Raw genomic sequence first — 24,142 nt, 5'->3', positions numbered from 1 at the left:
GGGATAGTTGAAAGGAAAAAGCTCTCTGATCATTTTCGAAAGACATGGGCAATTAAAATATCGATACGGAAACAGAAAATTTTGGTGTAAAGGATACTACGTTGATACAGTGGGAAGAAATCAGAAGGTAATAGCACAATATATCCGAGAACAGTTACAGGAAGATATGGTGTGTGACCAAATGACACTGAAAGAACTGGTAGATCCATTCACGGGGAACCCCTATAAATAAGAAGCGCCCCTCGGAGAGGGGCAGCAGGTAAGTGTAGTGCGGTTGGTGGATTTTCCATAGGCCCTTGCGGCCTAGGCAGGTAATAAGGCTTCTAGCCGCAGAGCAAAGGGGCTGTGAAATAACGCTCCTATAAAAATAAATAAGGATCACTGGTTCGAAAGAACCGGTGATCCTTATTTTGTGGTAAAATTTTACGTAACCAATGAAAAATTCAACCATACATTATTTTAAAACAAAACAGGCTATTTTGCCACTATTTATTTCGGATTATCTGGATATCTGTGATCCTGTGCTGGTTTTCGACCGATTTATGGAGGAAATCGACTGGGAGAAATATCTGCGAAATGTTCCAGCTCACGTTACGGGACGTATCAGGTATAACCCAATCAGCATGTTGAAAACAATCTTATTCGGATTTATGACAAATGGATATATCTCGCTTCGCGAACTCGAAGATTCCTGTAAAGTCAATCTTCGCTTTATGTATCTTATGGATCATAAGACACCCTCTTACCGCACGTTCGGATATTTTATTGAAACTATGCTCAAACCATCCGTTGAAGAATTGTTCAGCGATATCAACAAGAAAATCTTTGCTAAAGATCAGGTGGATTTGAGCCATCTGTATATCGACGGTTCAAAATTTGAGGCCAATGCCAATAAATACAGCTGGGTATGGAAGAAAGCGACGGAAAAGTCCCGATATAGACTTTTTGAAAAAGTCACGCGTTTACTCGATGAAATCAACGTCGATCTTGCCAGTTTCGGCATCAAAATTGATACGAATTTTGAATACGTTCCGGCCTATCTGATGGAAGTAACGGATCGATATGCCAAACTCTATGAAATAGATGAAACAAAATTTGTCCATGGAAAAGGAACTCGAAAAAACCCGCAGCAGCGCTACTACGAACGCCTTCAGGAATACACAGAGAAACTCAAAGAATATGTTGAAAAGATAACCGTTTGTGGTCCAAACAGGAACAGTTATGCCAAGACAGATCACGCTGCTACCTTCATGCGGATCAAGACAGATTATATGGGCAACGACCAGCTTCTACCCGCCTACAATGTTCAATTTGGCATTGCGGATGAATACATAGCGGTAGCTGACGTAAATCAATACCGTTCAGACATGGATTGTTTCGTTCCCTTACTGAAGAAATTTCATGATACCTACGGATTTTATCCAAAATATCCTGTTGCTGACGCAGGATATGGTTCATACAACAATTATATTTACTGCGAACAACACGGGATGGAAAAATACATGAAATTCACTATGTATAAGAAAGAAACTACGGAGGCGAAGTATCGAGATAATCCGTTTCGGGCAGTGAATTTCAAGATTGACGAAGACGGCACCCTGCGTTGTCCGGCCGGACAGGCCTTTCATCTTCAATACAGACGAAAGATAAAAGGGAATCGATACGGACGGCAGGAAGAAGTCTACCAGTGCGAAAATTGCACGGATTGTCGATATGCCGCCGCGTGTAAAACGACGGATACGAACCGGACAATACGAATGAACGAAGAACTGACTTCTATGCATCGAGAAGTCGTGAATAACCTGGAAAGCATTCAAGGAGCGCTTCTTCGTATGAATCGCTCCATACAATCCGAAGGTACGTTTGGCATCATGAAAAATAACCGTTGGTACAAAAGAATTGTTCGGAAAGGCATGGAGCAGGTACGTTTAGAGATTTTCCTGGTTTCCATCGGGCACAATCTTTATAAATACTACAATAAAAGACTGCGTTTGAAGAAAGCCGCATAAACTGTAAAAAAGCAGTTTTTATGGGGAAAGGGGTTGTGTACCCTTTTTCCAGTAATTGTCCGCTTGCTTCCTCAAAATGCATAGAAAAAAAGGATGTGGACAAAATGATTTCTCATTTTGTCACACCCCCTTTTGATTTATACGAAATTGATTCATTTTTATTGCAATATATAAAATTCCGTTTTATAATTAAATTATCATTTTATATATTGAAATTTACCAATAATTAGGAATGGTGATTATGTCAACACATACAGTCGGTGCTAATACAAACAACAGCATAGTAAAGTCAATACAGTTATTGAATACATTTTCGATGGAGAAGCCCCGGCTGCGTCTGAAGGAAATAAGTACAATGACTGGAATCAGCCAGCCTACAGCATACCGGATGTTAAATACGCTGAAACAGTCAGGTCTTGTGGAACAGCATGGAAATGTATATTCATTGGGATTAGGCTTATTAAAATATGAAAGCATAGTATTAAACTCGATTTCGCTGCGGCGTATAGGCATGCCTTATTTAGAAGAATTATCACTAAAGGAAAAAATCAATGTAAATTTGGCCGTATTGGAAGGTGATGAAGTACTATATATTGCCAGAGCGGAAACGCCCTATTGCCGATATGGATATTTTCACGTAGGCATGAGACGCCCGGTATATTGTACAGCATTGGGCAAAGTGTTGATATCTCAGCATCCTGAATTGATTGGCAAGATATTTGCGAACGGAGTTATTAAATGTACGATGAATACGATTACAGATGAACAGGAATTTCGCAAAGAGATTGAGAAGGTAAATCTTCAAGGGTATGCGACGGATTTGGAAGAATGGTCAAATGGGAGAAATTGTATTGCTGCACCTGTTTTTGATATTGGCAGAAATATTATTGGTGGAATTAGTATATCCGGGCCTGTTTCTACTTATACCAGAGAACAAATCCTTGGTTATAGACCTATATTATTGGAATATGCAAGCCGGGTTTCTTTGGCGATGCAAAATTTGGGTGATGCTGAATAGAGTATATTATCCCTTACTATGTATATGGAATTTTGAACGGCACATATATGTGCCGTTTTTTAGTAAATAATTTTAAAACAAACATTTCATATATTGAAAACATTGTTTTGAATATTGACTTAAAAAATTCACTAATATATAATTTATTATAGAAAATATATGCTTTTATTACGAAAAAGGAGGATATGCGACATGGATTATAGGAAAATCGATGAAACACATATAATTGCGAGGTTAGACAAAGGCGAAGAAATAGTGGAAACACTTAAAGTCATTGCACAGAAGGAACATGTTAATCTTGCTATGATACAAGGATTAGGGGCTGTTTGTGAGATTGTCGTTGGAGTTTTTGATGTTACGGCTAAAAAATATAAAGCCAATCAATTTACAGGCAGTTTTGAAATTGTATCGCTTACGGGAACAATTGATTCTATGCGGGGAAACTATTACAGTCATTTTCATATTAGTGTAGGGGATGAATTGGGACATGTTTTTGGGGGACATTTGAATCGAGCTGTTATTAGTGCAACGGGAGAAGTTATTATTACCTTGATAAAAGGGCGGATAGATAGAAAATATAGTGAAGCAGTAGGACTGAATTTGTTGGAATTTGCATAAAAATCATAAGAGAATTTGTGCTTTTTAGGAGATGGAAAGCAATGAAAAAAAATGATATTATTATTACGTATGGTACTCATATTTCAAAAATGGTACGGATGGTATTGGATAAAGCGGAATTGGCTTTATCTATTCCTAAAAACGCCAGAATTGGTATTAAACCTAATTTAGTGGTAGCTAAGACGCATGACTCAGGAGCAACAACATCACCGCTTATGGTAGAGGCTCTTATCCAATATTTGCAGGAGCATGGATTTTACGATATCATTATTTTGGAAGGCTCCTGGATTGGCGACGATACCAAACGGGCGTTTTCAATAAGCGGCATAGAAAAGGTTGCCGAAAAATATAAAGTTCCCTTGTTAGATACCAAAGATGATACGTATTGCAAGATTCAGGCAGGTCCCATTGAAATGGAAATAAGTAAAACGGCACTTGATTTGGATTTTATTATTACAATGCCCGTATTAAAAGGCCATTGTCAAACAAAAATCACGGGTGCACTAAAAAATTTTAAGGGATGTTTATCTGATAAGGAAAAACGGCATTTTCATACCTTGGGATTGCATCGTCCGATTGCTTATCTAAATACTGTTCTGCATCCAGGCTTTATCCTTATGGATGGGCTTTGCGGTGATTTGGATTTTGAAGAGGGGGGAAACCCGGTCCCTATGAATCGTATTGTTGCCGGCTTGGATCCGGTGCTGATAGATTCATATGTCGCTTCGGCAATGGGGTATGAACCTGATGAGATTGACTATATCAAGATGGCAGCTGAACTCGGTGTAGGTTCTATGGACCTTGAGCATGCAAATCTCATGGTTTTGGAAAAAGATACTTGTCCTGTTAAAACGATTCGATCCCGTAAAGTACAGGCTCTGGCAAAAGCAGTAACTGAAAAAAATGCCTGCTCTGCCTGCTATGCAAATCTAATTCAGGCCTTGGCACGTTTAGAAGAGCGAGGACTTTTGTCGTATTATAAAAAACACCCTGTTTGCATTGGACAAACATTTAGAGACCAAAGTGGAAATTCTCTTGGAATTGGTTCGTGTACCTGTAGATTTATACATTCTGTACCGGGATGTCCGCCAGCGACAGCAGATATATTAAAAGGCTTATTGACAGGATTGAATACAAAATAGCGAATCTATCCGGGGTACTATATAATTGGAGGCAAATTTATGGTGCGTATCAATGTAGATTTTGCGCAGCAAATAGTGGATTCTGCAAAAACGATTGTGGGATGGAATGTTAATTTTATTGATCCACAGGGGATTATTTTAGCTAGTACGGATTCCAAGCGTATCGGAACTTATCATGAGGCAGGACATTTAGCAGCTCGTACCAGGCAGACCAGGACAGTTTATCACAAGGATGAATATAAAGGTTCAAATTCCGGAATTAATTATCCCATTACGATGAATGATCAAGTGGTCGGAGTTATCGGAATTACGGGTGAACCAAATGTTGTAGGACAATATGGATTTTTATTGACAAAAATTTGTGAAGTTTTTATGAAAGAATATTTATTGGAAATACAGTCGTATGATGATCAGCAGCGTGTAGGAAAACTAGTTATGGCCCTCTTATATCATGATTTAGAAGGAATACAGCAAATTATGGGGGATGCCGATATTCTGGCAGACGAAAAATATGTTGCGATCAGTTATATGCTCGATTGTTTGGGGGATGGGCAGATTCAGCGCCAAATTGAGCGTAATATTACGGAAGACTTGCAGAAATTGGAGCTGCCTCTGCATGTGCATATTTATCCTAATATGGTTGTTTGCCTTGTCCCGGAGTCTAAGTATAAAAAATGGAAACAGCGGGTAACTGCGTGGGAAACTGATTTTTCTCCTAAATTATATATTGGCGTAGGAACGTGGGAAGCTGTCCGGCATATTTATTTATCCTACCGATTTTCTCGTATGGCGATGAAATATGCAAAAGAGCATCAATTCTTTTGTATGTTTGCTGAAAATATGAATTTGGAATTGTTGCTGCAGAGCATTGATGAACAAGTACAGCGGCAGTATGTGGAAAAAGTTTGTGCAGCATTAAACGCGGAAGAATTTCAATTATTGCAGAATTATTTTAAAAATGAATTATCTCTGCAGTCGACAGCCAATGAAATGATGATTCATAAAAACACATTGCAGTACCGACTTAAACAAATTTATGTTAAAACAGGATTGGATCCGCGAAAATTTACAGATGCAGTTGTTTTATATATAGGTGTTCATTTAAAAAAATAGAGTAGTATCTATGATAAAGAAATAAAAAAATAGTCATATGACTTTGGTTTGTGTAACATAGTTTATCGCTGTTGATTTTGCTATACTCATAATATGAATAATTATTATACATATTATGCGGGAGATGAATTTTATGAAAGTAGTTGTAGCTGTCGATTCTTTAAAAAACAGTCTGACTTCCTATGAAGCAGGTAAGGCGATTGAAGCAGGTATTCGCAATGCTTACAGCGATACAGAGGTAGAAGTTATTGTAAAACCGCTGGCCGATGGCGGAGAAGGAACAGTGGCAGCGTTGGTAGAAGGACTGCACGGTGAATTACGGTATGCAGCGGTTCATGGACCGCTTGCCGGAATGGTTCAATGCCCGTATGGTTTTTTGAAAGAATCTAAAACCGCGATCATTGAAATGGCAGGGGCTGCAGGAATCGGACTGGTGCCGGAGGAAGAACGAAATCCATTGCACACTACAACCTATGGTGTTGGAGAAGTTATTGTGCAGGCAATGTCTGAAGGAGCCAGAAATTTTATTATCGGCATAGGCGGAAGCGTGACTAGTGACTGCGGAGTCGGTATGTTGCAGGCGTTAGGTTTTATTTTTAAGGATGAACAAGGACAGCCTGTGGGGTTGGGCGGAAAAGCTGTTGAAAATATAGTATCTGTTGATGTGTCTCAAGCTGTGCCGGCTATAAAAGACTGCACTTTTCATATTGCCTGTGATGTAAATAATCCGTTATATGGTACCCATGGGGCAGCGTATATTTTTGGACCGCAAAAGGGAGCCACACCGGACATGGTACGCCGTTTGGATGCCGCAAGCCGTGTATTTGCTGAAGTAACTGCAAAATTTTTAGGAACCGATTTATCTCAAACACCGGGAGCAGGAGCGGCGGGCGGTTTAGGATTTGCTTTTTTGGCATATATTAAAGGAAGTCTTCAATCGGGAATACAAATTGTACTCAATTCTATTCATCTAGCCGAAGCGATACAAGATGCAGATTATGTTGTTACGGGAGAAGGCTGTTTAGATGCACAGACGGCTATGGGAAAAGCCCCTATTGGAGTTGCGAAATTGGCAAAAAAATATGGTGCTAAAGTAATTGCATTGGCTGGATGTACTACTGATGATGCAAAAGCTTGCAATAAACATGGGATTGACGCATTTTTCTCCATTGTAGATTCGGCAATGTCATTGAAAGAAGCAATGAATAAGGATGTTGCTTTAAAAAATATGACGAATACAGCAACACAAGTGTTTAATTTAATCCGTGCAGCAGAACATTGATATATACGATTTATTGTTTTATCATGAGCCAATATTTAAAGAAGCTGTTTGGGATGATTACCTTACTATAGCATTGTATGACTTTGTGGAGGATTAAAAGGAAAAACACGATATACTGCTAGTGTCTTCTCTTATATAGTTCGGGGTTACTTTTTATAGAGGAATATAATAGTAAAAAATAAATATGAGTAGAGTATATTCTCGTGCCTGGGAAGAGAAATACTATGCAAGATGATATGAATTTTGCTGTCGAAAATCTGTCAGCCTTTTGTTTCTGTTTTTTTGAGGACACGGGAGTGAAATAAGATACTATATAAGCCAATGTCATTAAGTTAAGAATTTAATCAGGATTTTCAAAAAGAACCGAGTGCGAAAAAGCGCACCCGGTTCTTTTTTTCAATGAATCAGCATAAATCTTTTTCACAAAATGTAAAAAAAGGTTGACAAATCAACCAAAAAATGCGGTGAGGCCCCTGGAATGAATACATTTTAGGAGGTTTCGTTCATGAATTTTTCTGAAAGCGTGAAACAAGTATTGTTAAGAAAAATACAGGAAATGGCAGCTCGGCCAGAAGCATTTGTGCGTAATCCTGGCAGAGATTTCACAAGAACGCGAAAGTTAGATTTTGCAACAACTATTAGATGTCTAATTGCCATGGAAAGCGGTAGTTTGAAAAAGGAACTGCTGGAATTGTTTCATTACCATTATGACACCGCAACGACCTCGGCTTTTAGCCAGCAACGCGAAAAGATATTGCCGGAAGCATTGGCGTTTCTTTTTCAGGAGTTCAATCACGCCTTTACACAGAATCAATCCTATCGTGAATATCGATTGCTTGCTTGTGATGGCACAGCATTAAACATCTCACGAAATTCAAGTGATCAGGAAAATTACTTTCAATCAAATCCCGGAGAAAAGGGGTTTAGTCAACTACATCTGAACGCCCTGTATGATCTAGGCAGCAGACGGTACGTGGATGCCGTAATCCAACCAGGAAGGAAAAACAATGAGTGCCGCGCTCTGGCAGACATGATTGATCGGTGCAGTTCCGGAAACAAGACGATATTTATTGCGGATCGCGGCTATGAATCTTACAACATTTTTGCCCACGCTGAACAGCGGGGCATGTATTATCTGGTACGGGTAAAGGATATAGGACGCAATACCAGCATGACTTCCAGCTTTGGGTTGCCACAAACAGGGCAATTCGATATGGACGTACATCTAACCTTAACGCGCAAACAGTCAAAGCAGGCAAAAGCTTGTTCAGGAATATACAAATTTCTCACGAATAATAGTACCTTTGACTATCTGAAACAAAATGAGTCCTATCCTATTACCTTACGCGTCGTGCGTTTTCCGCTCCCGGAAGATTCCCATGCATGTGTTATTACTAATCTGCCCAGAGATACGTTTCCCATGGATGAACTCAAGAAACTCTGCGGTATGCGATGGGGAATCGAAACATCCTTTCGGGAGTTGAAATATGCCATTGGCTTAAGTTGCTTACATGCAAAAAAGGTGGAGTATATCAAGCAGGAAATCTTTGCCCGACTGCTTCTTTATAACTTTTGCGAAATCATCACGATGCATGTGGTAATTCAGCAAAAAAGCACGAAGCATATATACCAAGTGAACTACACGCTGGCAATTCACATATGCAGGCATTTTTTACGATTTCATACGAATATATCTCCACCCGATGTTGAGATGCTGATACAGAAAAACGTTCTTCCTGTCAGACCCGGGCGTAGTGACCCTCGCAAAGTCAAGCCTAAGTCAGTCGTGAGTTTTCTGTATCGGGTAGCATAATCTCTCCTCTACTATATCCTTTTTATTGACAGATGACAATCTGTCTTTTTGTGCTACCCCAAAACAGACAAAAATACAGGGGGCTGTTGTTTCATACTCTCCCTGTATTTTTTGCCTGCTTTTTTCACGCGATTTTTCTTAACTTAATGACATTGCTATATAAGCTGCCTTATTTTATGCAGATTTACTAATATTCTTCTTTATTTTTACTATACACCTGTATTTTGTAGTATAATTAATAAAGATAACACTATTCTATTTCTGAATAAAGAAGTGTGTGATATGATAAAAGGGACAACCTTAGATAAGGTATTTAAAGGATTTGTTATTGCTGTCATACTATTTGTTTTTGCCGGAGTTCATTTTCTGGTTCCGGGATTTTATAGTACGCTGTTTCATTTAACAATGACGGGCAATATGGAGGGCTTGGTAGCGTATATTACTTCTTTTGGCTACTGGGCCGTTATTATAAGCGTTTTTATGATTATTATTACTAATATGACAGGATTGCCTTCTATTCCGTTTCTCACCGTAAACGGGGTTATTTTTGGACTAGTACCGGGAATTATTATTTCTTGGATTGGAGAGGTCATTGGAATTGATTTGGGTTTTGTCATTATGCGGAATATTTTAAGGGAGAAAGCACAGAAATTAATTGAAGAAAATCATATGGCCGAAAAACTTGATCAATATAGTAATATACGAACGATGACGTTTTTTCGAGCTATTCCGTATACTCCGAATGTATTGTTTACCGCCATTGCTGCTTTAAGCCGAATCAGTCTTCGAGATCATACTATTTCTGCCCTTATTGGTAAAATACCGGCAGTTATTGTAGAAGTTTGGCTGGGTCATGATTTATTGAAGTTCAGCAAGTATGGCGGACGGTTTCTTATCTGGGTTACAATTGCCTCGGTAGCATACCTTTTTTACCGTCATTATAAAAGAAAGAAAAATAGTAATGGTTGACCGGCAGCAGGAGCAGGCTGCGGAGTAAATAAATAAGCAGGAGCGTCAGTGTATGCAGAAGAAATACCTATATATATTAGCGGCGGCACATCTATGCAATGACATCAGTTCAGGGGCATTGCCTGCAGTTTTGCCGTTTTTTGTTACCTATTATGGCATGAATTATACCGATATAGCAGGCATTATGTTTGCATCTTGTTTTTTATCATCGTTTATCCAGCCTATTTTTGGTTATTTAGCAGATAAAACCTCCTTTCAATGGTTTATGAGTATTGGGGTTTTGCTCACGGGAGTAACGTTTGCCGTAACCGGATTTGTGAGTAATTACTGGTTGATTTTTGCAGCAGTTACTGTAATGGGCGTAGGGGCTGCCGTTTTTCATCCGGAAGCGGCACGTCTTGTTAACTCCGTGTCGGGAAATCAGCGTGGCTCCGGTATGAGTATTTTTTCTATTGGTGGAAATGGCGGATATGGTTTTGGACCGCTTATCGCGGTAGCAGTAATTGAGTTGTTTGGCATGAAAGGATTGTTGGTTTTCGGCATTGTAGGTGTGGCTATGGCGATGATACTCCTTTATATTGTGCCGAAAATTAAAAAAACAGCGGAGGCAATGGTTCGAGAAAAAGAAAATGCCGATATAGCAAATCACATTGAACATAAGGAAGCGAGCAACGATTGGAATGGATTCGCCAGATTGACCGTTGTTATTGTTTTCCGTTCGATAGTGGTTACTGCATTGGGCAGCTTTTTGCCATTGTTTTGCATTAATATCATGGGTGCATCCAATGCGGTGGGGAGTTTGACTTTATCTGTATTCAATTTAGTGGGGATAGTGACAACTATGATCGGAGGGTATCTTGCAGATCATTGGGGATTTGTCACAGTACTTAAAAGAGGCAGCTTTTTTATGGTTCCGCTTCTTATTGCAGCGGTATTTTTGCAAAATATATGGATTTTGTTTATTCTTCTATTGCCTTTAAGTCTTTCTATGCATGGGACGTATTCATCCTTTGTTGTTCTGGGACAGAGTTATTTAGCTAAAAGTATTGGTTTTGCTTCCGGGGTCACATTGGGATTGTCTTTTAGTGCCGGTGGTATCGTGGTTCCCTTCATGGGACATTTTGCGGATGATTTTGGGATTATGACAGTTATGATTATCATTGTAGCACTTGCTGCAGTAATGGCGGTCAGTACTCTTTTTCTGCCGGAACCTAAAGAAAATTAGCTGCCAAATGATTGACAAAGTCCATGGGTAAGCTTATGATGAAAATATAAGAACATTCTCGCAAATAAAGCTGTAGGAGAGGGCGTGTCCATATGTTGTATATTATTCTTATGGGAATTGCCAGTTTTTTTGTTGCAGTATTAGCAATACAGAATTCTATGCCTGTGGAACTTTCTTTTTTTACGATGAAATTTAATTCCAATTTGATTGTTGTTATTATCTTATCGCTTTTAGCAGGGATATTTATTGCCTTCTGCTGGGGGTTGAAACTTAAAACACAACATTATATCCATGACCGCAAGACACAAGACAGAATCAATAAATTGGAATATGAAAACAAAGGGCTGAAGAAAAGAGTTGCAGATTTGAATTATGAAGAACCCGTACCGGAATGGCGTGCTCCGCAGGAAAAAGGGAACGGCTCCATGCCGCCTAAAATAAAATGAGAAAAGAGAGGACAGTCTGCGTATATGACGGTTCCTCTTTTTGTTATATACGATAAAAGCAGATTTTTAACATGAAGCATGACAAGTCATACGGACGGTGATATATCTTAGGAGGGAAATAATGGGGAACGGTGCTTTTTATGAGGAACGGATGGATGAAAATCATCCTAATTGGGAGCGAGCTATTAAGCGCAATGGAAATCTATATACGCGTCCTGATGATTTCAGGACACCCTTTGGACGTGATTATACTCGTATTTTGCATTCAACGGCATATCGTCGTTTAAAGCATAAAACACAGGTGTTTTTTACGACTAAAAATGATCACATTTGTACACGGATCGAACATGTAAATCATGTGGATTCGGTGAGTTGTACAATCGGACAGTACTTAGGTCTTAATACGGAACTTATTGGCGCGATTGCAAATGGACATGACTTGGGACATTCTCCGTTCGGACATCTAGGAGAACGGGTTCTAAAAGAAATTAGTGAAAAAGAATTGAAACAGCCCTTTTGGCATGAGCGCCAAGGTTTGCGTGTGGTTGATGATATTGAAACGCTGCTGGACCCGGCTGGCAAGACTTCAAATCTTATGCTTACATATGCTGTTCGCGATGGTATTATAAGTCATTGCGGTGAAATGAAACAAACAGTACTGCGCCCGCGTAAAGAGTATGTAGACCTTAATGAAGTAGAAAGGGCCGGGGAATTTGAACCCTATACATGGGAAGGATGTGTCGTGAAAATTGCTGATAAGATAGCATATCTGGGAAGAGATATTGAGGATGCTGTCCGGTTGGGAATTTTAAAAGAAGATGGAAATCCTTTGCGGGATTTAAAGGAACAGCTGAATGGACATCTTAAGGCGCATTTGCAGTCGGTTACAAATACGGCTATTATGTACCCTCTGATTACGGATATTTGTAAAGAAAGTACACCGGATAAAGGGCTGGTCTTGTCTGAACAACATTTGAATCTGATGGATACGGTTATGCAGTTTAATTACAAATATATTTATAGCAATCCACGGCTGGAAATATATCATAAGTATGCAAAACTTATCATACAATCTATTTATGATATATTAAGCCGCTGCTATCGCGGTCCTGACACGATAAAGGAACTGGTCAAATTGAGTGAAGAGTATCCCACGGTAGGGGCTCACTTTTTGGAACGCATGAGAAAATATTCTGATATTGGCAGGGAAACTGCGGTAGCAGATAATTTAGGGAATGCTTTTGGTAATCGTGTTATTTATCATATCGGAAAAAATGAATCGGAATACCGCTCTGCCTGTATTGACTATATTGCGGGAATGACAGATACGTATGCGGAAAAAATTTTTGATGAACTAACCACGTTTTAAATTTCTGTGGTAAAATATATATCATAATACTATAAAAGAGGAGGTTCATCATGAGAGAATTACCTAAAGAAAATGAAGTATGGATTCATTTTAAAAAGAATAAGTATCAAATCGTTACCATTGCCGAACACACAGAGACCGGAGAACAGTTCGTAATATACAAAGCGCTGGCAGATACAAAGAAAACGTATGCACGCCCTGTGAAGATGTTTATGGGGGAAGTTGACCATGAAAAATATCCGTATGCCGAACAAAAATACCGATTTGAAAAATTGGGATGATTATAAAAATAACCTCTCCTGAAATAGGAGAGGTTATTTTACTGGTTACACACAATTTTTATTTGATGTCAATCCGATGGCTGTCTTCGATAACCTTAGCTTCAAGTTTGGGTAAGGTAACTTTTAATATGCCGTCGGTAAACGCAGCTTCAATTTGATCTTTTTTTATATTGCGAATGATAAATTGTCTGCTGAATGTACTGCTGCTGCGTTCTTTCCTGATATAGTGCTTATTTTCGTCTTTTTCTTCTTTTTCCTGCTTATGCTGAGCTGCAATAGTCAATACATCATTATCATAGGTGATATTAATATCTTCCTTTACCATGCCGGGGAAGTCAGCCGTTATAATATAAGTATTTTCACTATCCTCGATGTCTACTTTGGGTAGTTTAATCTGCATTGCCGGATTTGGCTGGAATAATCCGTTAAAGAAATTATCAAAAGCGGAGTCAGGGAATCTGAAATCATTAGTTACAGGAAATAAATCTCTCATAATATAACCCTCTTTCTAATATAGTGTAATAATGAAAATGATGCAAACAAGAAATTTGTCTTTTTGACCTTTGAATATAACCCATTCATCTTGTTTACACATATAGTATAGTATTTGTTAGCACTGTTGTCAAGTGAGTGATAATAAAAAGCATTAAAATGTTGATAATCTGTGTATTACTATCATTAAGGGAGCGTTATTTGTCATATTATATTAAATAAAACGTTATACTGTATAAAATATTTTATCATATCAAGTATTTGTCTCTTTACAAATTATAAAGCAGGGAGTACAATAAAAAACAATCTAAGATGGTTGGATAAGCAATGAATGGGAGCATAATAAACGATAAGCCGTGCAGAGAGTTGGGTGATTGGTGTGAGCCTGATACGTAAAGCGTTTATTTCTCGCCCATGAGCTCTTATGCTGAACGAAGTAAGGATAAGCGTAACCGGTGCGTTAAGCGGAGATGGAACCTATTCCGTCGTAATAAGATCCAATTAGGGTGGTACCGCGATCAAACGCCCCTAACAATGCCAATATGGCATTGTTAGGGGCGTTTTTATATATGGCCATATATTTTTCTTTGCCGGCTTGCAACTGGCAGCATGCTGAAATTAAAAGCTTATTAGTATTGGGAGGAACAGCTATGTTTACGAAAAATATATCAAAAATCCCCAGGGCGGTTTGGGTACAATTGTTTTTATTAGCGTTAGGATATGCCGTATATTCGGCCAATCGATTGTCGTTTGGTGTTGGATTAAAGGCTATTGCCGGCCAATTAGCGCTTACAACAGTAGAAATTGGTACGATAGGGACTATTTTTACATTGGGGCAGGCATTTATTGATGTTCCAGCGGGTTTTCTTGCTGACCGGTTTGGCCGTAAGCGCATGTTGGTTATGGGAATGACCGGACTTGGTTTTATGACTGCCATGGTAACAACTGCGCATAGTTTTTTTGAGGCAGCTTTTTGGCGCCTTCTTTTTGGCATGACGGAAGGATGTTGGAATATTGTCATGTATTCTGTTGCCGGATCTATTTTTCCGGCAGCTAGAGGTATGTTAAATGGACTGATGATGACGTTTTATTCTATCGGTGCCTTTGTAGGACCTTCGTACTATGGGTGGAGCTTGGAACAAACCGGAGATTGGAGTATAGGTCTGAAAACGATGGGATCGGTTACTATAGCCTTTGGACTATTGCTCGTTGTTGGGTTTAAGGCAAAATATACGGACACATCAAAAGATATCAAGCGTACTCGCCTAATGGAAGCACTGTATACAGTAGGTTTTAATAAGGTCGTATGGCTGGCTGTTTTAATCCAAATTTTAAATATTATACCGTATTGGGGATTTGCTTCCATGGGACCTTATTTATTTATGACTTATAAAGGATTTACAGCAGCACAAGCCGGTCATTTTTTCGGTATGATTTATGGTATTGGCGGGTTGAGTGGAGTAGTCCTAGGCTTTTTTGCTGATCATTTTGGCCGTAAACCGACCATTATTTTCTTGGCTGTTTTAAATACTCTTTGTGCCATTTTGATTTTTCATATTATTCCTGCCAATTCATCCATTCTTTATTTGGTGGGTGTTTTTATGGGAATTGGTTTGCACGCTATTTATGTTTTGGGGTATACGATTGCACAGGATGGTGTCAGTGGTGCGCAAATCGGATTAGCAACAGGCATTGTAGGGGCATCCAGTTATTTCTTATCTTTTTTTTCCGGACCGCTTATGGGATATTTAACTGGTAGTTTAGGCTATTTAAACGCATTGGATATTGTTGTAGTAGCCTTTGAAGCAGCTTTGATTATTGTTGCGGTCGTAATGAAGGAAACGCATAAAAAAATACCCGTAGGATAAAAGAACAGGATAGTTGTATAAAAACATTGACAAGATGATATGGCAATGGTAAAATAATTAACGTATGAAAACAAAGAAGAAGCTATCCGCTTCTCACCTTACATGACGTTATTGTTACTAAGGTTGATACGGATTTGAACGTATAGCGGATAGTATTACTATCCGCTATTTATTTTTATATTGTTTTGGAGGTGAAATACTATTAGTAAAGAATTGCGCATTAACGAACAGATCAGAGCACGCGAAGTTCGTGTGGTTAGCGATACGAATGAACAAATGGGAGTCATGTCTTTGCGCTCGGCACAGCAAATTGCAGAGGAAAGACATATGGATCTTGTAGAAGTTGCTCCTAATGGCAAACCGCCGGTATGCCGCATAATGAATTATGGGAAATACCGTTATGAACAACAGAAACGGGAAAAGGAAGCCAAGAAAAAACAAAAAATTTTGACGCTCAAGGAAGTAAAGTTGCGCCCCAATATTGAAGATCATGATTTTTATGTCAAAATGAAGGCAGCACAACGATTTTTAGCAGAAGGCAGCAAAGTTAAAGTTACCATTATGTTTCGGGGCAGAGAAATGAGTCATCCTGAACTGGGTAGAAATCTTCTTGTGCGTTTTGCCGATGAGTTAAAAGAAATTGCCCATGTCGAAAAGGACCCGAAAATTGAAGGCAGAAATATGACGATGGTTATCGCTGCTATTAAGGGTCAAAGTTAAGAGGAGGAAATATATATTATGCCTAAATTAAAAACTCGCCGCGCTGCGGCCAAACGTTTTACAAAGACCGGTTCCGGTCAGTTCAAGAGAGCAAAGGCTTATAAAAGCCATATTTTGGAATCCAAATCTCCTAAGCGGAAACGGAATCTGAGAAAAGCAGCCTTGGTTGCTAAAACAAATATGGATGCTGTACGTAAGATGTGCCCATACGCTTAATATAAGTTATTATTATTGAATAGATTTGGAGGAAATATAACATGGCTAGAATTAAAGTAGGTGTTACTGCACACCGTCGTCATAAAAAAATATTGAAGTTGGCAAAAGGGTATCGTGGAACCAGAAGCCGTTTGTTTAAAAAAGCAAATGAAAGTGTTATGAAAGCTCTGTCGTATGCTCGTCGTGACCGTCGTGCAAAAAAACGTGAATTCCGTAAATTGTGGATTGCCCGTATTAATGCAGCGACTCGTGCCAATGGTATAAGTTACAGTCGTTTTATATGTGGCCTTACAAAAGCGGGTGTTGCGGTTAACCGTAAAATGTTGGCGGACCTTGCGGTACATGATGCAGCTGCTTTTACAAAATTAGTTGAAGTCGCAAAACAACAGTAATTTTCAATATTTCTTCAGGTAAAAAGGATGTCGGTGATATAGCTCCCGGCGTCTTTTTTTTATTCTATCAGGTAGTGTTCTAATTTTTCAGGTATAATGGACGGTTCTCGGGTAATATAGTAACTATTTACCTTTGGTGGAGCAAAATCAAGAAGGGGGATGGCCCGTACTTTTCCTTGAAGCAGATCATCTTCAATAACGCTGCGAGGTAAAAATGTATATCCTAATCCTGCAATAATATATTGAGATAGTTTTGTGCTGTTATCAATTTCAAAAGGAAATCGATGATGGTGAGGAAATAAATCTTGAATAAAGAGTCCCACTCCTTGTAAAGCAAAATTACAAAATAAATATTTAATTTTTTGCAAATCGTCCTTATAGATACCCCCTGCATATTCGATATTGTCGGCTGCAACGACTAAGACCATCGAGTCAGATCGATAAACATGACAGGAATATCCATCTTTATATAGCGGGCTAAAGGAAAATACCATGTCAAGTAAGCCGTCCTGCAAATCCTGAAGCATTTTTTGCGTATGACTGATAGTTATTTGCAGTGCAGTTGTTGGATTGGTTTTGAGAAAGCGGCATAATCGTTTTTGCAGATGGCTATCATAAATTGTATTAGTTGTGCCGATACGAATTTGCTGAGAATAGTCTGGAGATAAATGCAATTCTTGTAAGGCTGAATTTTCCAGGATAATAAAACGCTGGGCGTATTCAAGAAACTTTATTCCCGCGGGTGTTAATTCGATTTGCTTATGAGTTCTCGCAAAAAGTGATTTTCCCAATTCTGATTCTAAATCCCGTATGCGATTGGTGACCGTAGATTGGGCAACAAAAAGCTGTTGGGCCGTTTTTGTAAAATTTTTAATTTGCGCTAATGCGATAAATGTTCGTATCGTCGTTGTATCCATTTCACCCTCCTTGATTCGAAAAACAAATTATTATTATTGATATAATCTATTTTACAAATTTATAAAGGCTATTATATAATAAATATTGTAATAAGGCAACGATATGTGCCTGATTAATACTGATTATATTAAATGGAGTTGAAAATTATGAATAAAAAAACAGTGCCTTTTACTGAAGAACAAATTCGTAAAATTATTTCCCAATATCCTACACCATTTCATATTTATGATGAACAGGCAATTAGAGAAAATGTACGTAAACTTATTGAAGCGTTTTCTTGGGCAGCTGATTTTAAAGAATACTTTGCTGTCAAAGCTACGCCGAATCCTTATATCATGAAAGTTTTAAAAGATGAAGGCGTTGGATCAGATTGCAGCTCGATGGCAGAATTGATTCTTTGTGAAAAAGTTGGAATTACAGGACATGATATAATTTTTTCATCCAATGATACGCCCTATGAAGAATATAAAAAAGCACTGGAACTTGGTGCTATGATCAATCTTGATGATATTACAGTGATTGATTATATGGAAAAGCACGGGCCCTTGCCGGAATGGATATGTGTTCGCTATAATCCGGGACCGTTGCTGAAAAGTGGCAATGATATTATTGGCATGCCGGAAGAAGCAAAATACGGAATGACCAAGGAACAGATTTTTGAAGCATATCGGATTTGCCGCAGCAAGGGAGTTAAACATTTTGGCTTGCATACCATGGTAGTTTCGAATGAACTGGATCCGAATGGATTGATTAATACTGCAAAAATGATGTTTGAATTAGCCGTGGAAATAAAAACTGAATTGGGAATTTTAGTTGAGTTTATTGACTTTGGAGGCGGCATCGGGGTTGCATATAAACCGGAACAGACTCCGGTAGATTATACGATTCTTAGTGCAGGTATTAAAAAATATTTTGAAAAACTTATGATTCCCAACGGCATGGGGGATATACGCATTTCCTTTGAATGCGGACGTGTTATTACAGGGCCTTTCGGATATCTTGTAACAACGGCTATTCATCATAAAAATATTTGGAAACAATATATTGGGACAGATGCTTCCATGGCGAATCTTATGCGTCCCGGAATGTATGGGGCATACCATCATTTGACTGTTATGGGGAAAGAAAATGCTCCTGCGGATCATGTATATGATGTAACGGGCTCTCTATGTGAAAATTGTGATAAATTTGCGGTAGATCGCAACCTTCCGCAAATTGTGGATGGCGATATTTTGGTTATTCATGACGCAGGGGCACATGGGCATTCTATGGGATTTAATTATAATGGCAAACTTCGTTCGGCAGAACTCCTGCTTCATGAAGATGGGACAGTAACGCAAATTCGACGTGCGGAAACAGTGAACGATCTTTTTGCAACATTGGATTTTTCGGCACTATAATTAAGTGATTTATTGACCATATAAAGTGCATTTTACATGTTAAGCGCGAGCTGGCATATGAAATGCACTTTTTGTCATGTTGTGTATCGTTGAATAGTGAATACTAACTGATGAAAAACGTAATATTTAATATGTTTTTAATCATTATTTAACCTTTTTTTAGTTTTTTGTGGATATACTGGATAAAATTAAATATAAGTATTTAAGTATAGAAGGAGATGAAAACCGTGGTCCGTGCATATGATTTATTGACAGGAACTCAATTGTGCATAGCATTTATTTACGTGGCTATGGCTTTTCTATTTCAGAAAAAACAGGAGTTTCATATTTTGTTTTTATTTGGCATGCCCATTATGTATATTTGCTGGGGAAGTGTATTGATTTATTATTTTTCTTATTTTTTATATTTGACATTGCTTTGGATGCTGCTTGGATTTTTGCTTGGCATAGTTATTTCCGTATATAAAAGCAATTGGTTCTCTCAATTGTATTATATAGAGTCAAAACATAGTATCATTTGTCATAAAGCAATTGTTTTATTGGGATATTTTCTTGTCAGTGCACTGGCAGCTGGAATGCTGCAGTTATTTTTATATAATTATTCTGATTATATTTACAATTGGAACTTTAATGAAGGAATGGGATTGATAATCGGAGTTTTTATGGGCGTGTGTTGGGGCAGCGCGGGTGTTATGCTGCTCAATGTGCAATGGGTCGATGAGCGTCATGAAGATTGCTCTTTTACATCTTCATCGTGATTGAATCAGTATACTAGATTACGTTGCTTTTTTGGGGAATATGCGTATACTAGTAATGAGAGGAAGTGGAGAGTAATATGGACAGTGCAGAACGCAGAAAATGTATATTAGATATACTTTCTTTGGCGAAAACGGCCATTACGGGAGCAGAACTATCTAAACAATGTGATGTAAGCCGTCAAATTGTTGTTGGAGATGTCGCTATTTTAAGGGCACAAGGTACGCCTATTATTTCTACGCCGAGAGGATATCAGCTGGTTCACAACCAAATAGAAGGGGTAAAGAAAGTATTTGTTTGCTGTCATGGCAATAATGAAGTGAGAAAAGAATTAGAAGCTATTGTTGATAATGGCGGATTGGTTCAAAATGTAGTTGTTGAACACGACGTGTACGGATACTTGGAAGGAACACTGAAATTGCGTTCTCGTCGTGACATAGCACAATATATTAAGCGGATGAAAGAATCTAAAGCAGAACTTCTCTGTAGTATTAACGGAGGCATTCATACGCATTTGGTAGAGGCGGCAACTTCGGAAGAGTTGATCGCTATTGAAGAAGCATTAGATGGTATAGGTGTGTTGTATAAAGAATGAGTATAGCCGAAAAAATATTTATTTAAGACAAGAGAGTAAATCATATTACGATCTTGTCTTTTTTTATTGCATTTTTTTTACATAAGAGTAAAATGAGTAAATGTAAATATAGCTGTCATGACAGATGACAATAATATAAGCAAGGAGGAAATATAGATGATATTAGAACGATTAGAAGCATTGCCAACAGGGAGGTTTCATTATAAACTTCTTTTAGTAACGGGATTAGGGTGGTTGTTTGATTCTATGGATACAGGGCTGATTGCATTTATCTTGCCGGTATTAGCAAAAGAATGGCAATTGTCAACGGGTCAAATGGGGATGATTGGCAGTATTGGTTTAATAGGCATGGCTTTGGGGGCGATTATAGCAGGAACTATTGCTGATCGTATAGGGCGCAAAAAAGTATTTACTATTACCGTATTGATGTATAGTATAGCATCCGGACTGTGTGCTTTTTCCTGGGATTATGCGAGTTTGCTTGCGTTTCGTTTTCTTGTTGGTTTTGGACTGGGCGGAGAACTGCCTGTAGCAGCTACACTTGTATCGGAATATGCTCCTGCAAAAATACGCGGCCGATTTATTGTGCTGCTTGAAAGTTTTTGGGCTATTGGCTGGATTGCGGCGGCTTGCATTGCGTATTTTCTGATTCCTCTTTATGGATGGCGCATGGCATTTTTTATTGGAGCACTGCCGGCTTTTTATGTTTTTTTAATTCGGATGCATATGCCGGAATCAGTTCGTTATCTTTTGTCAAAAGGATATATAACAGAAGCAAGGCAGATTATTACTGATTTGGAAAAACAATTGCATGTTCCGGTAAAACCGTTTGATGATGAGACAGAAGTACTATTGAAAGACGCCTCCGTATCTTTCAGTGCTTTATGGAAAAAGCCGTTTATCAGCCGCACGATTATGTTATGGTTAGTTTGGTTTGGTATTGTATACAGTTATTATGGTATTTTTATGTGGCTGCCATCTCTTGTATATCAGCAGGGATTTACGGTGGTAAAAACCTTTGAGTATGTATTGATCATCACGCTGGCGCAATTGCCGGGGTATTACTGTGCGGCTTGGCTGGTGGATTATATTGGAAGAAAATATACATTATCATTGTTTTTGCTTTGCAGTGGTATAGCAAGTTATTTTTTTGGGCATGCTGGAACTGCCGGTATGATTATGATATGGGGTGCTATTATGTCCTTCTTTAATTTAGGAGCATGGGGCGTTATATATACATATACACCGGAATTATACCCTACCTCTATACGAGCGTTAGGCAGCGGATGGGCGGCCGGTTTTGGACGCATTGGTGGTATGATGGCACCGGTCCTTGTAGGTGTCATGCTATCACGCGGTTTTGATATAGGAACTGTATTTTATATGTTTGCATTTGTTTTAGTGGCCGTTTCAGCAATTGTAATGGGGTTGGGAATAGAAAGCAAACAGAAAAATCTGGAAAGCATTTCTTGAAACAGAAGAAATATTCAAATACGAAAGATTTGTTTTTTTTAAAACCGTGTACATCCATCAGGAATTTTGGTACGCATATTTTTTCTATATTTTGTTATTATATGTCCGTCTGAGATGAATGAACCATCGCCAACAGCATGGGCGGTCCGATTTTCTTTCCTGCTTTTATTTTCCCATAATTGCAAACCTTTAAATATAAGTATTCCGTATGTTTCAATATGAGACTCCAATTTGCATTCTATACAGGCTAAGCATTCTTCTATTAGAGGCGCTTTAACAAAATTTCCTTGTAATGCCGTTAAATGAAGACGAGCAAACTTATCGATTTTTGTTCCGCTATGCATTCCTGCATATAGTACGTCGTCCAGTAGATCAAGGCCGGGAATGCATAATACGCATTCCCGCGTATGCAGTATGGTGTCGAAACTTTGGTTCCAGTTTCCGGTAGTAATGGCAATATGTGGAGAAAAATCCATGACCATATGCCATGAAATAGTGCATACATTGTTTCTTTTGCCGTTGTTGGTCGTAACTAATATTACGGGGCCTGGTTCCAACCACGTAAAAGCTCTGCTGATGTTTGATTCTTTCTGCATAGTATCACCTCTTGTAATATAAATGCGCATAGGCATAAAAGCAGATGGGCTGTTTGTGGTGGTAAAAATCGATAGTAACAAATAATAGGAAAGAAAAAATGATAGACCATTATCATTCATAGTATACTATATATTATTTACACTATTTTACACCATATAGTATAATATATTTATTATATAATTCCTTAAAGGCGCAGGCTATGTTTTAAAATTGAATTATTGTGTATGCTTTCTTTTAAAAATATAATATTGAATGGACAAAGGATACGGATATGTATAGGAAAAGTGAGGTAAAAGATTGTAAAACTATATACTCTTTGATTTGTGCATTGGAAAATCGGCATCTTTCTTATGAACAATTTACTGAAATTTATAGGAAGCAATTGCTTGATGAACAATACTATTGTCTGATTTATGAACAAAATGATAGTATACAAGGGCTGCTTAACCTACGTTTTGAAGAACAACTTCATCATGCTGCTGAAATTGCAGAGATTTTGGAATTTATTGTTTCAGAAAACTGCAGAGGAGATGGTATTGGTAAAAGAATGTTTCAACGAGCCTGTGAAATTGCAGAAAAGAGAGGTTGCATACAAATTGAAGTCGCTTGCAATCAATTACGAAAAAGTTCCCATTTATTTTATATGAGAGAAGGAATGCATAATTTCCATTTTAAGTTTTCTAAAAGCCTATGCAGCGGCAGCGAAGAGAAAGGTATAAATGTATTAGGGCGGTGATTTCTCTGGAGCAGATTTTTTAAAAGATAAAAACAAAATAATGCTGTTGAAAACAATGATAGCAGGCTGTCTGGAAAAACTTTTATCAAGCGATACGTTGTCGGAGAGCCTTACAAATAACGTTCAATAAAGGCGTTTTGTATAATTGTTAGAAAATATAGCGTGAAAATTGTACATTTCTATTGACAGCGATTGTTTTTAATGCTAAAATACAAAAGTCGCATGAGCCCGGAGTACTAGTGAATGAAACGAAAGAATAAAGTTCAAATTAGTGCTTGACAGAATCTCAAAATGTGATATACTAAATGAGCTGTTAGGTGAGCAAACGCAAATTTAAAAACAGCGATGACCTTTGAAAACTGAACAATGTAACGAACAAACAAACGCCAGAGTGCGAGGTCTTGGAAACAAGACGTCAAAACGAGTAAGAAAACGAACCAAAAACAATAGCAAGAATGAGCCGAATGGCTCTTCATATATCATGGAGAGTTTGATCCTGGCTCAGGACGAACGCTGGCGGCGTGCTTAACACATGCAAGTCGAACGAGGCTTTTCAAGAAGCTTGCTTCTTGAAAAGCCGAGTGGCAAACGGGTGAGTAACGCGTAAACAACCTGCCCTCAGGATGGGGACAACAGCTGGAAACGGCTGCTAATACCGAATACGATCAATCGGCCGCATGGCCGGATGATGAAA

Annotated in this window: 24 protein-coding genes, 1 rRNA gene, 1 pseudogene and 1 other annotated feature; of the genes and pseudogenes, 23 read left to right on the top strand and 3 right to left on the bottom strand. The window is 38.4% G+C overall.

The features are described from left to right. Nucleotides 1–7: 7 nt before the first annotated feature. The 13 genes and pseudogenes from BLR11_RS12070 to BLR11_RS12010 all read left to right on the top strand — a co-directional run. Nucleotides 8–232: pseudogene (locus BLR11_RS12070) on the top strand (transposase); the annotation flags it as partial. Nucleotides 233–479: 247 nt separating this feature from the next. Further along, nucleotides 480–2,009, top strand: a complete 1,530-nt coding sequence (locus BLR11_RS12065; protein ID WP_218118803.1) for a transposase — start codon at nt 480–482, stop codon at nt 2,007–2,009. Between the two features lie 241 nt (nt 2,010–2,250). Continuing rightward, the gene (locus BLR11_RS12060) at nt 2,251–3,027 is read left to right on the top strand and encodes an IclR family transcriptional regulator (protein ID WP_091652470.1); all 777 of its coding nucleotides are present in this window, start codon (nt 2,251–2,253) and stop codon (nt 3,025–3,027) included. 192 nt (nt 3,028–3,219) lie between these two features. After that, nucleotides 3,220–3,645 (top strand): PPC domain-containing DNA-binding protein, encoded by a 426-nt coding sequence (locus BLR11_RS12055; protein ID WP_091652467.1) that lies wholly within the window; start codon nt 3,220–3,222, stop codon nt 3,643–3,645. A 41-nt stretch (nt 3,646–3,686) separates the two neighbouring features. Further along, nucleotides 3,687–4,787, top strand: a complete 1,101-nt coding sequence (locus BLR11_RS12050) for a DUF362 domain-containing protein (RefSeq protein WP_091652464.1) — start codon at nt 3,687–3,689, stop codon at nt 4,785–4,787. Nucleotides 4,788–4,826: 39 nt separating this feature from the next. Further along, nucleotides 4,827–5,900 carry a CdaR family transcriptional regulator gene (locus BLR11_RS12045; protein ID WP_091652462.1) on the top strand — a complete coding sequence of 358 codons (1,074 nt, stop codon included), beginning with the start codon at nt 4,827–4,829 and terminating at the stop codon, nt 5,898–5,900. Nucleotides 5,901–6,033: 133 nt separating this feature from the next. Continuing rightward, complete coding sequence (locus BLR11_RS12040; RefSeq protein WP_091652459.1) at nt 6,034–7,182, top strand: glycerate kinase family protein; 1,149 nt, start codon at nt 6,034–6,036, stop codon at nt 7,180–7,182. A 505-nt stretch (nt 7,183–7,687) separates the two neighbouring features. Beyond that, on the top strand, nt 7,688–8,995 hold the full coding sequence (locus tag BLR11_RS12035) for an IS4 family transposase (RefSeq protein ID WP_091652456.1): 1,308 nt from the start codon (nt 7,688–7,690) through the stop codon (nt 8,993–8,995). Nucleotides 8,996–9,277: 282 nt separating this feature from the next. Further along, complete coding sequence (locus tag BLR11_RS12030) at nt 9,278–9,964, top strand: TVP38/TMEM64 family protein (RefSeq protein ID WP_091652454.1); 687 nt, start codon at nt 9,278–9,280, stop codon at nt 9,962–9,964. A gap of 52 nt (nt 9,965–10,016) precedes the next feature. Then, entirely contained in the window at nt 10,017–11,189 is a 1,173-nt protein-coding gene (locus tag BLR11_RS12025; RefSeq protein ID WP_091652451.1) for an MFS transporter, read from the top strand. 92 nt (nt 11,190–11,281) lie between these two features. After that, on the top strand, nt 11,282–11,635 hold the full coding sequence (locus BLR11_RS12020; protein ID WP_091652448.1) for a LapA family protein: 354 nt from the start codon (nt 11,282–11,284) through the stop codon (nt 11,633–11,635). 121 nt (nt 11,636–11,756) lie between these two features. Further along, nucleotides 11,757–13,004 carry a deoxyguanosinetriphosphate triphosphohydrolase family protein gene (locus BLR11_RS12015; protein ID WP_245675163.1) on the top strand — a complete coding sequence of 416 codons (1,248 nt, stop codon included), beginning with the start codon at nt 11,757–11,759 and terminating at the stop codon, nt 13,002–13,004. Between the two features lie 50 nt (nt 13,005–13,054). Continuing rightward, nucleotides 13,055–13,285 carry a DUF1653 domain-containing protein gene (locus tag BLR11_RS12010; protein WP_091652445.1) on the top strand — a complete coding sequence of 77 codons (231 nt, stop codon included), beginning with the start codon at nt 13,055–13,057 and terminating at the stop codon, nt 13,283–13,285. A gap of 58 nt (nt 13,286–13,343) precedes the next feature. On the opposite strand, the gene BLR11_RS12005 is transcribed toward BLR11_RS12010, so the two are convergent. Then, entirely contained in the window at nt 13,344–13,778 is a 435-nt protein-coding gene (locus BLR11_RS12005; protein ID WP_176762978.1) for an Hsp20/alpha crystallin family protein, read from the bottom strand. A gap of 568 nt (nt 13,779–14,346) precedes the next feature. Here BLR11_RS12005 and BLR11_RS12000 point away from each other — a divergent pair. From BLR11_RS12000 to rplT, 4 genes are all read left to right on the top strand, one after another. Next, complete coding sequence (locus tag BLR11_RS12000; RefSeq protein WP_245675162.1) at nt 14,347–15,645, top strand: MFS transporter; 1,299 nt, start codon at nt 14,347–14,349, stop codon at nt 15,643–15,645. 67 nt (nt 15,646–15,712) lie between these two features. Then, nucleotides 15,713–15,825: a sequence feature (ribosomal protein L20 leader region), on the top strand. 33 nt (nt 15,826–15,858) lie between these two features. Next, a complete protein-coding gene (gene infC, locus BLR11_RS11995; RefSeq protein WP_091652440.1) occupies nt 15,859–16,365 on the top strand; it encodes a translation initiation factor IF-3 in 507 nt (168 codons plus the stop codon). Between the two features lie 18 nt (nt 16,366–16,383). After that, nucleotides 16,384–16,581, top strand: coding sequence for a 50S ribosomal protein L35 (gene rpmI / locus BLR11_RS11990; RefSeq protein WP_091652437.1), 198 nt, complete (start codon nt 16,384–16,386; stop codon nt 16,579–16,581). 41 nt (nt 16,582–16,622) lie between these two features. After that, complete coding sequence (gene rplT, locus BLR11_RS11985; RefSeq protein WP_091652434.1) at nt 16,623–16,973, top strand: 50S ribosomal protein L20; 351 nt, start codon at nt 16,623–16,625, stop codon at nt 16,971–16,973. Nucleotides 16,974–17,032: 59 nt separating this feature from the next. Here rplT and BLR11_RS11980 read toward each other — a convergent pair whose 3' ends face one another. Further along, a complete protein-coding gene (locus tag BLR11_RS11980; protein ID WP_091652432.1) occupies nt 17,033–17,890 on the bottom strand; it encodes a LysR family transcriptional regulator in 858 nt (285 codons plus the stop codon). 147 nt (nt 17,891–18,037) lie between these two features. Here BLR11_RS11980 and BLR11_RS11975 point away from each other — a divergent pair, with 147 nt between their 5' ends. The 4 genes from BLR11_RS11975 to BLR11_RS11960 all read left to right on the top strand — a co-directional run bounded on the left by BLR11_RS11975 (nt 18,038) and on the right by BLR11_RS11960 (nt 22,115). Beyond that, on the top strand, nt 18,038–19,291 hold the full coding sequence (locus BLR11_RS11975; protein ID WP_091652429.1) for a diaminopimelate decarboxylase family protein: 1,254 nt from the start codon (nt 18,038–18,040) through the stop codon (nt 19,289–19,291). Nucleotides 19,292–19,518: 227 nt separating this feature from the next. Then, a complete protein-coding gene (locus BLR11_RS11970; protein ID WP_091652426.1) occupies nt 19,519–20,049 on the top strand; it encodes a hypothetical protein in 531 nt (176 codons plus the stop codon). A 77-nt stretch (nt 20,050–20,126) separates the two neighbouring features. Then, nucleotides 20,127–20,642, top strand: coding sequence for a transcription repressor NadR (locus tag BLR11_RS11965; RefSeq protein WP_091652423.1), 516 nt, complete (start codon nt 20,127–20,129; stop codon nt 20,640–20,642). 156 nt (nt 20,643–20,798) lie between these two features. Then, nucleotides 20,799–22,115, top strand: coding sequence for an MFS transporter (locus tag BLR11_RS11960; protein ID WP_091652421.1), 1,317 nt, complete (start codon nt 20,799–20,801; stop codon nt 22,113–22,115). A 38-nt stretch (nt 22,116–22,153) separates the two neighbouring features. Here BLR11_RS11960 and BLR11_RS11955 read toward each other — a convergent pair whose 3' ends face one another. Next, on the bottom strand, nt 22,154–22,711 hold the full coding sequence (locus BLR11_RS11955) for a flavin reductase family protein (RefSeq protein WP_091652418.1): 558 nt from the start codon (nt 22,709–22,711) through the stop codon (nt 22,154–22,156). A 272-nt stretch (nt 22,712–22,983) separates the two neighbouring features. Here BLR11_RS11955 and BLR11_RS11950 point away from each other — a divergent pair, with 272 nt between their 5' ends. Further along, nucleotides 22,984–23,448 (top strand): GNAT family N-acetyltransferase, encoded by a 465-nt coding sequence (locus tag BLR11_RS11950; protein ID WP_091652415.1) that lies wholly within the window; start codon nt 22,984–22,986, stop codon nt 23,446–23,448. 478 nt (nt 23,449–23,926) lie between these two features. Next, a 16S ribosomal RNA gene (locus BLR11_RS11945) occupies nt 23,927–24,142 on the top strand; the annotation flags it as partial.

The organism is Megasphaera paucivorans, from assembly GCF_900103535.1.
GTDB lineage: Bacteria > Bacillota > Negativicutes > Veillonellales > Megasphaeraceae > Megasphaera_A > Megasphaera_A paucivorans.
The sequence above is the reverse complement of the archived record's forward strand: the minus strand, read 5'-3'. Positions and strand labels throughout refer to the sequence as shown.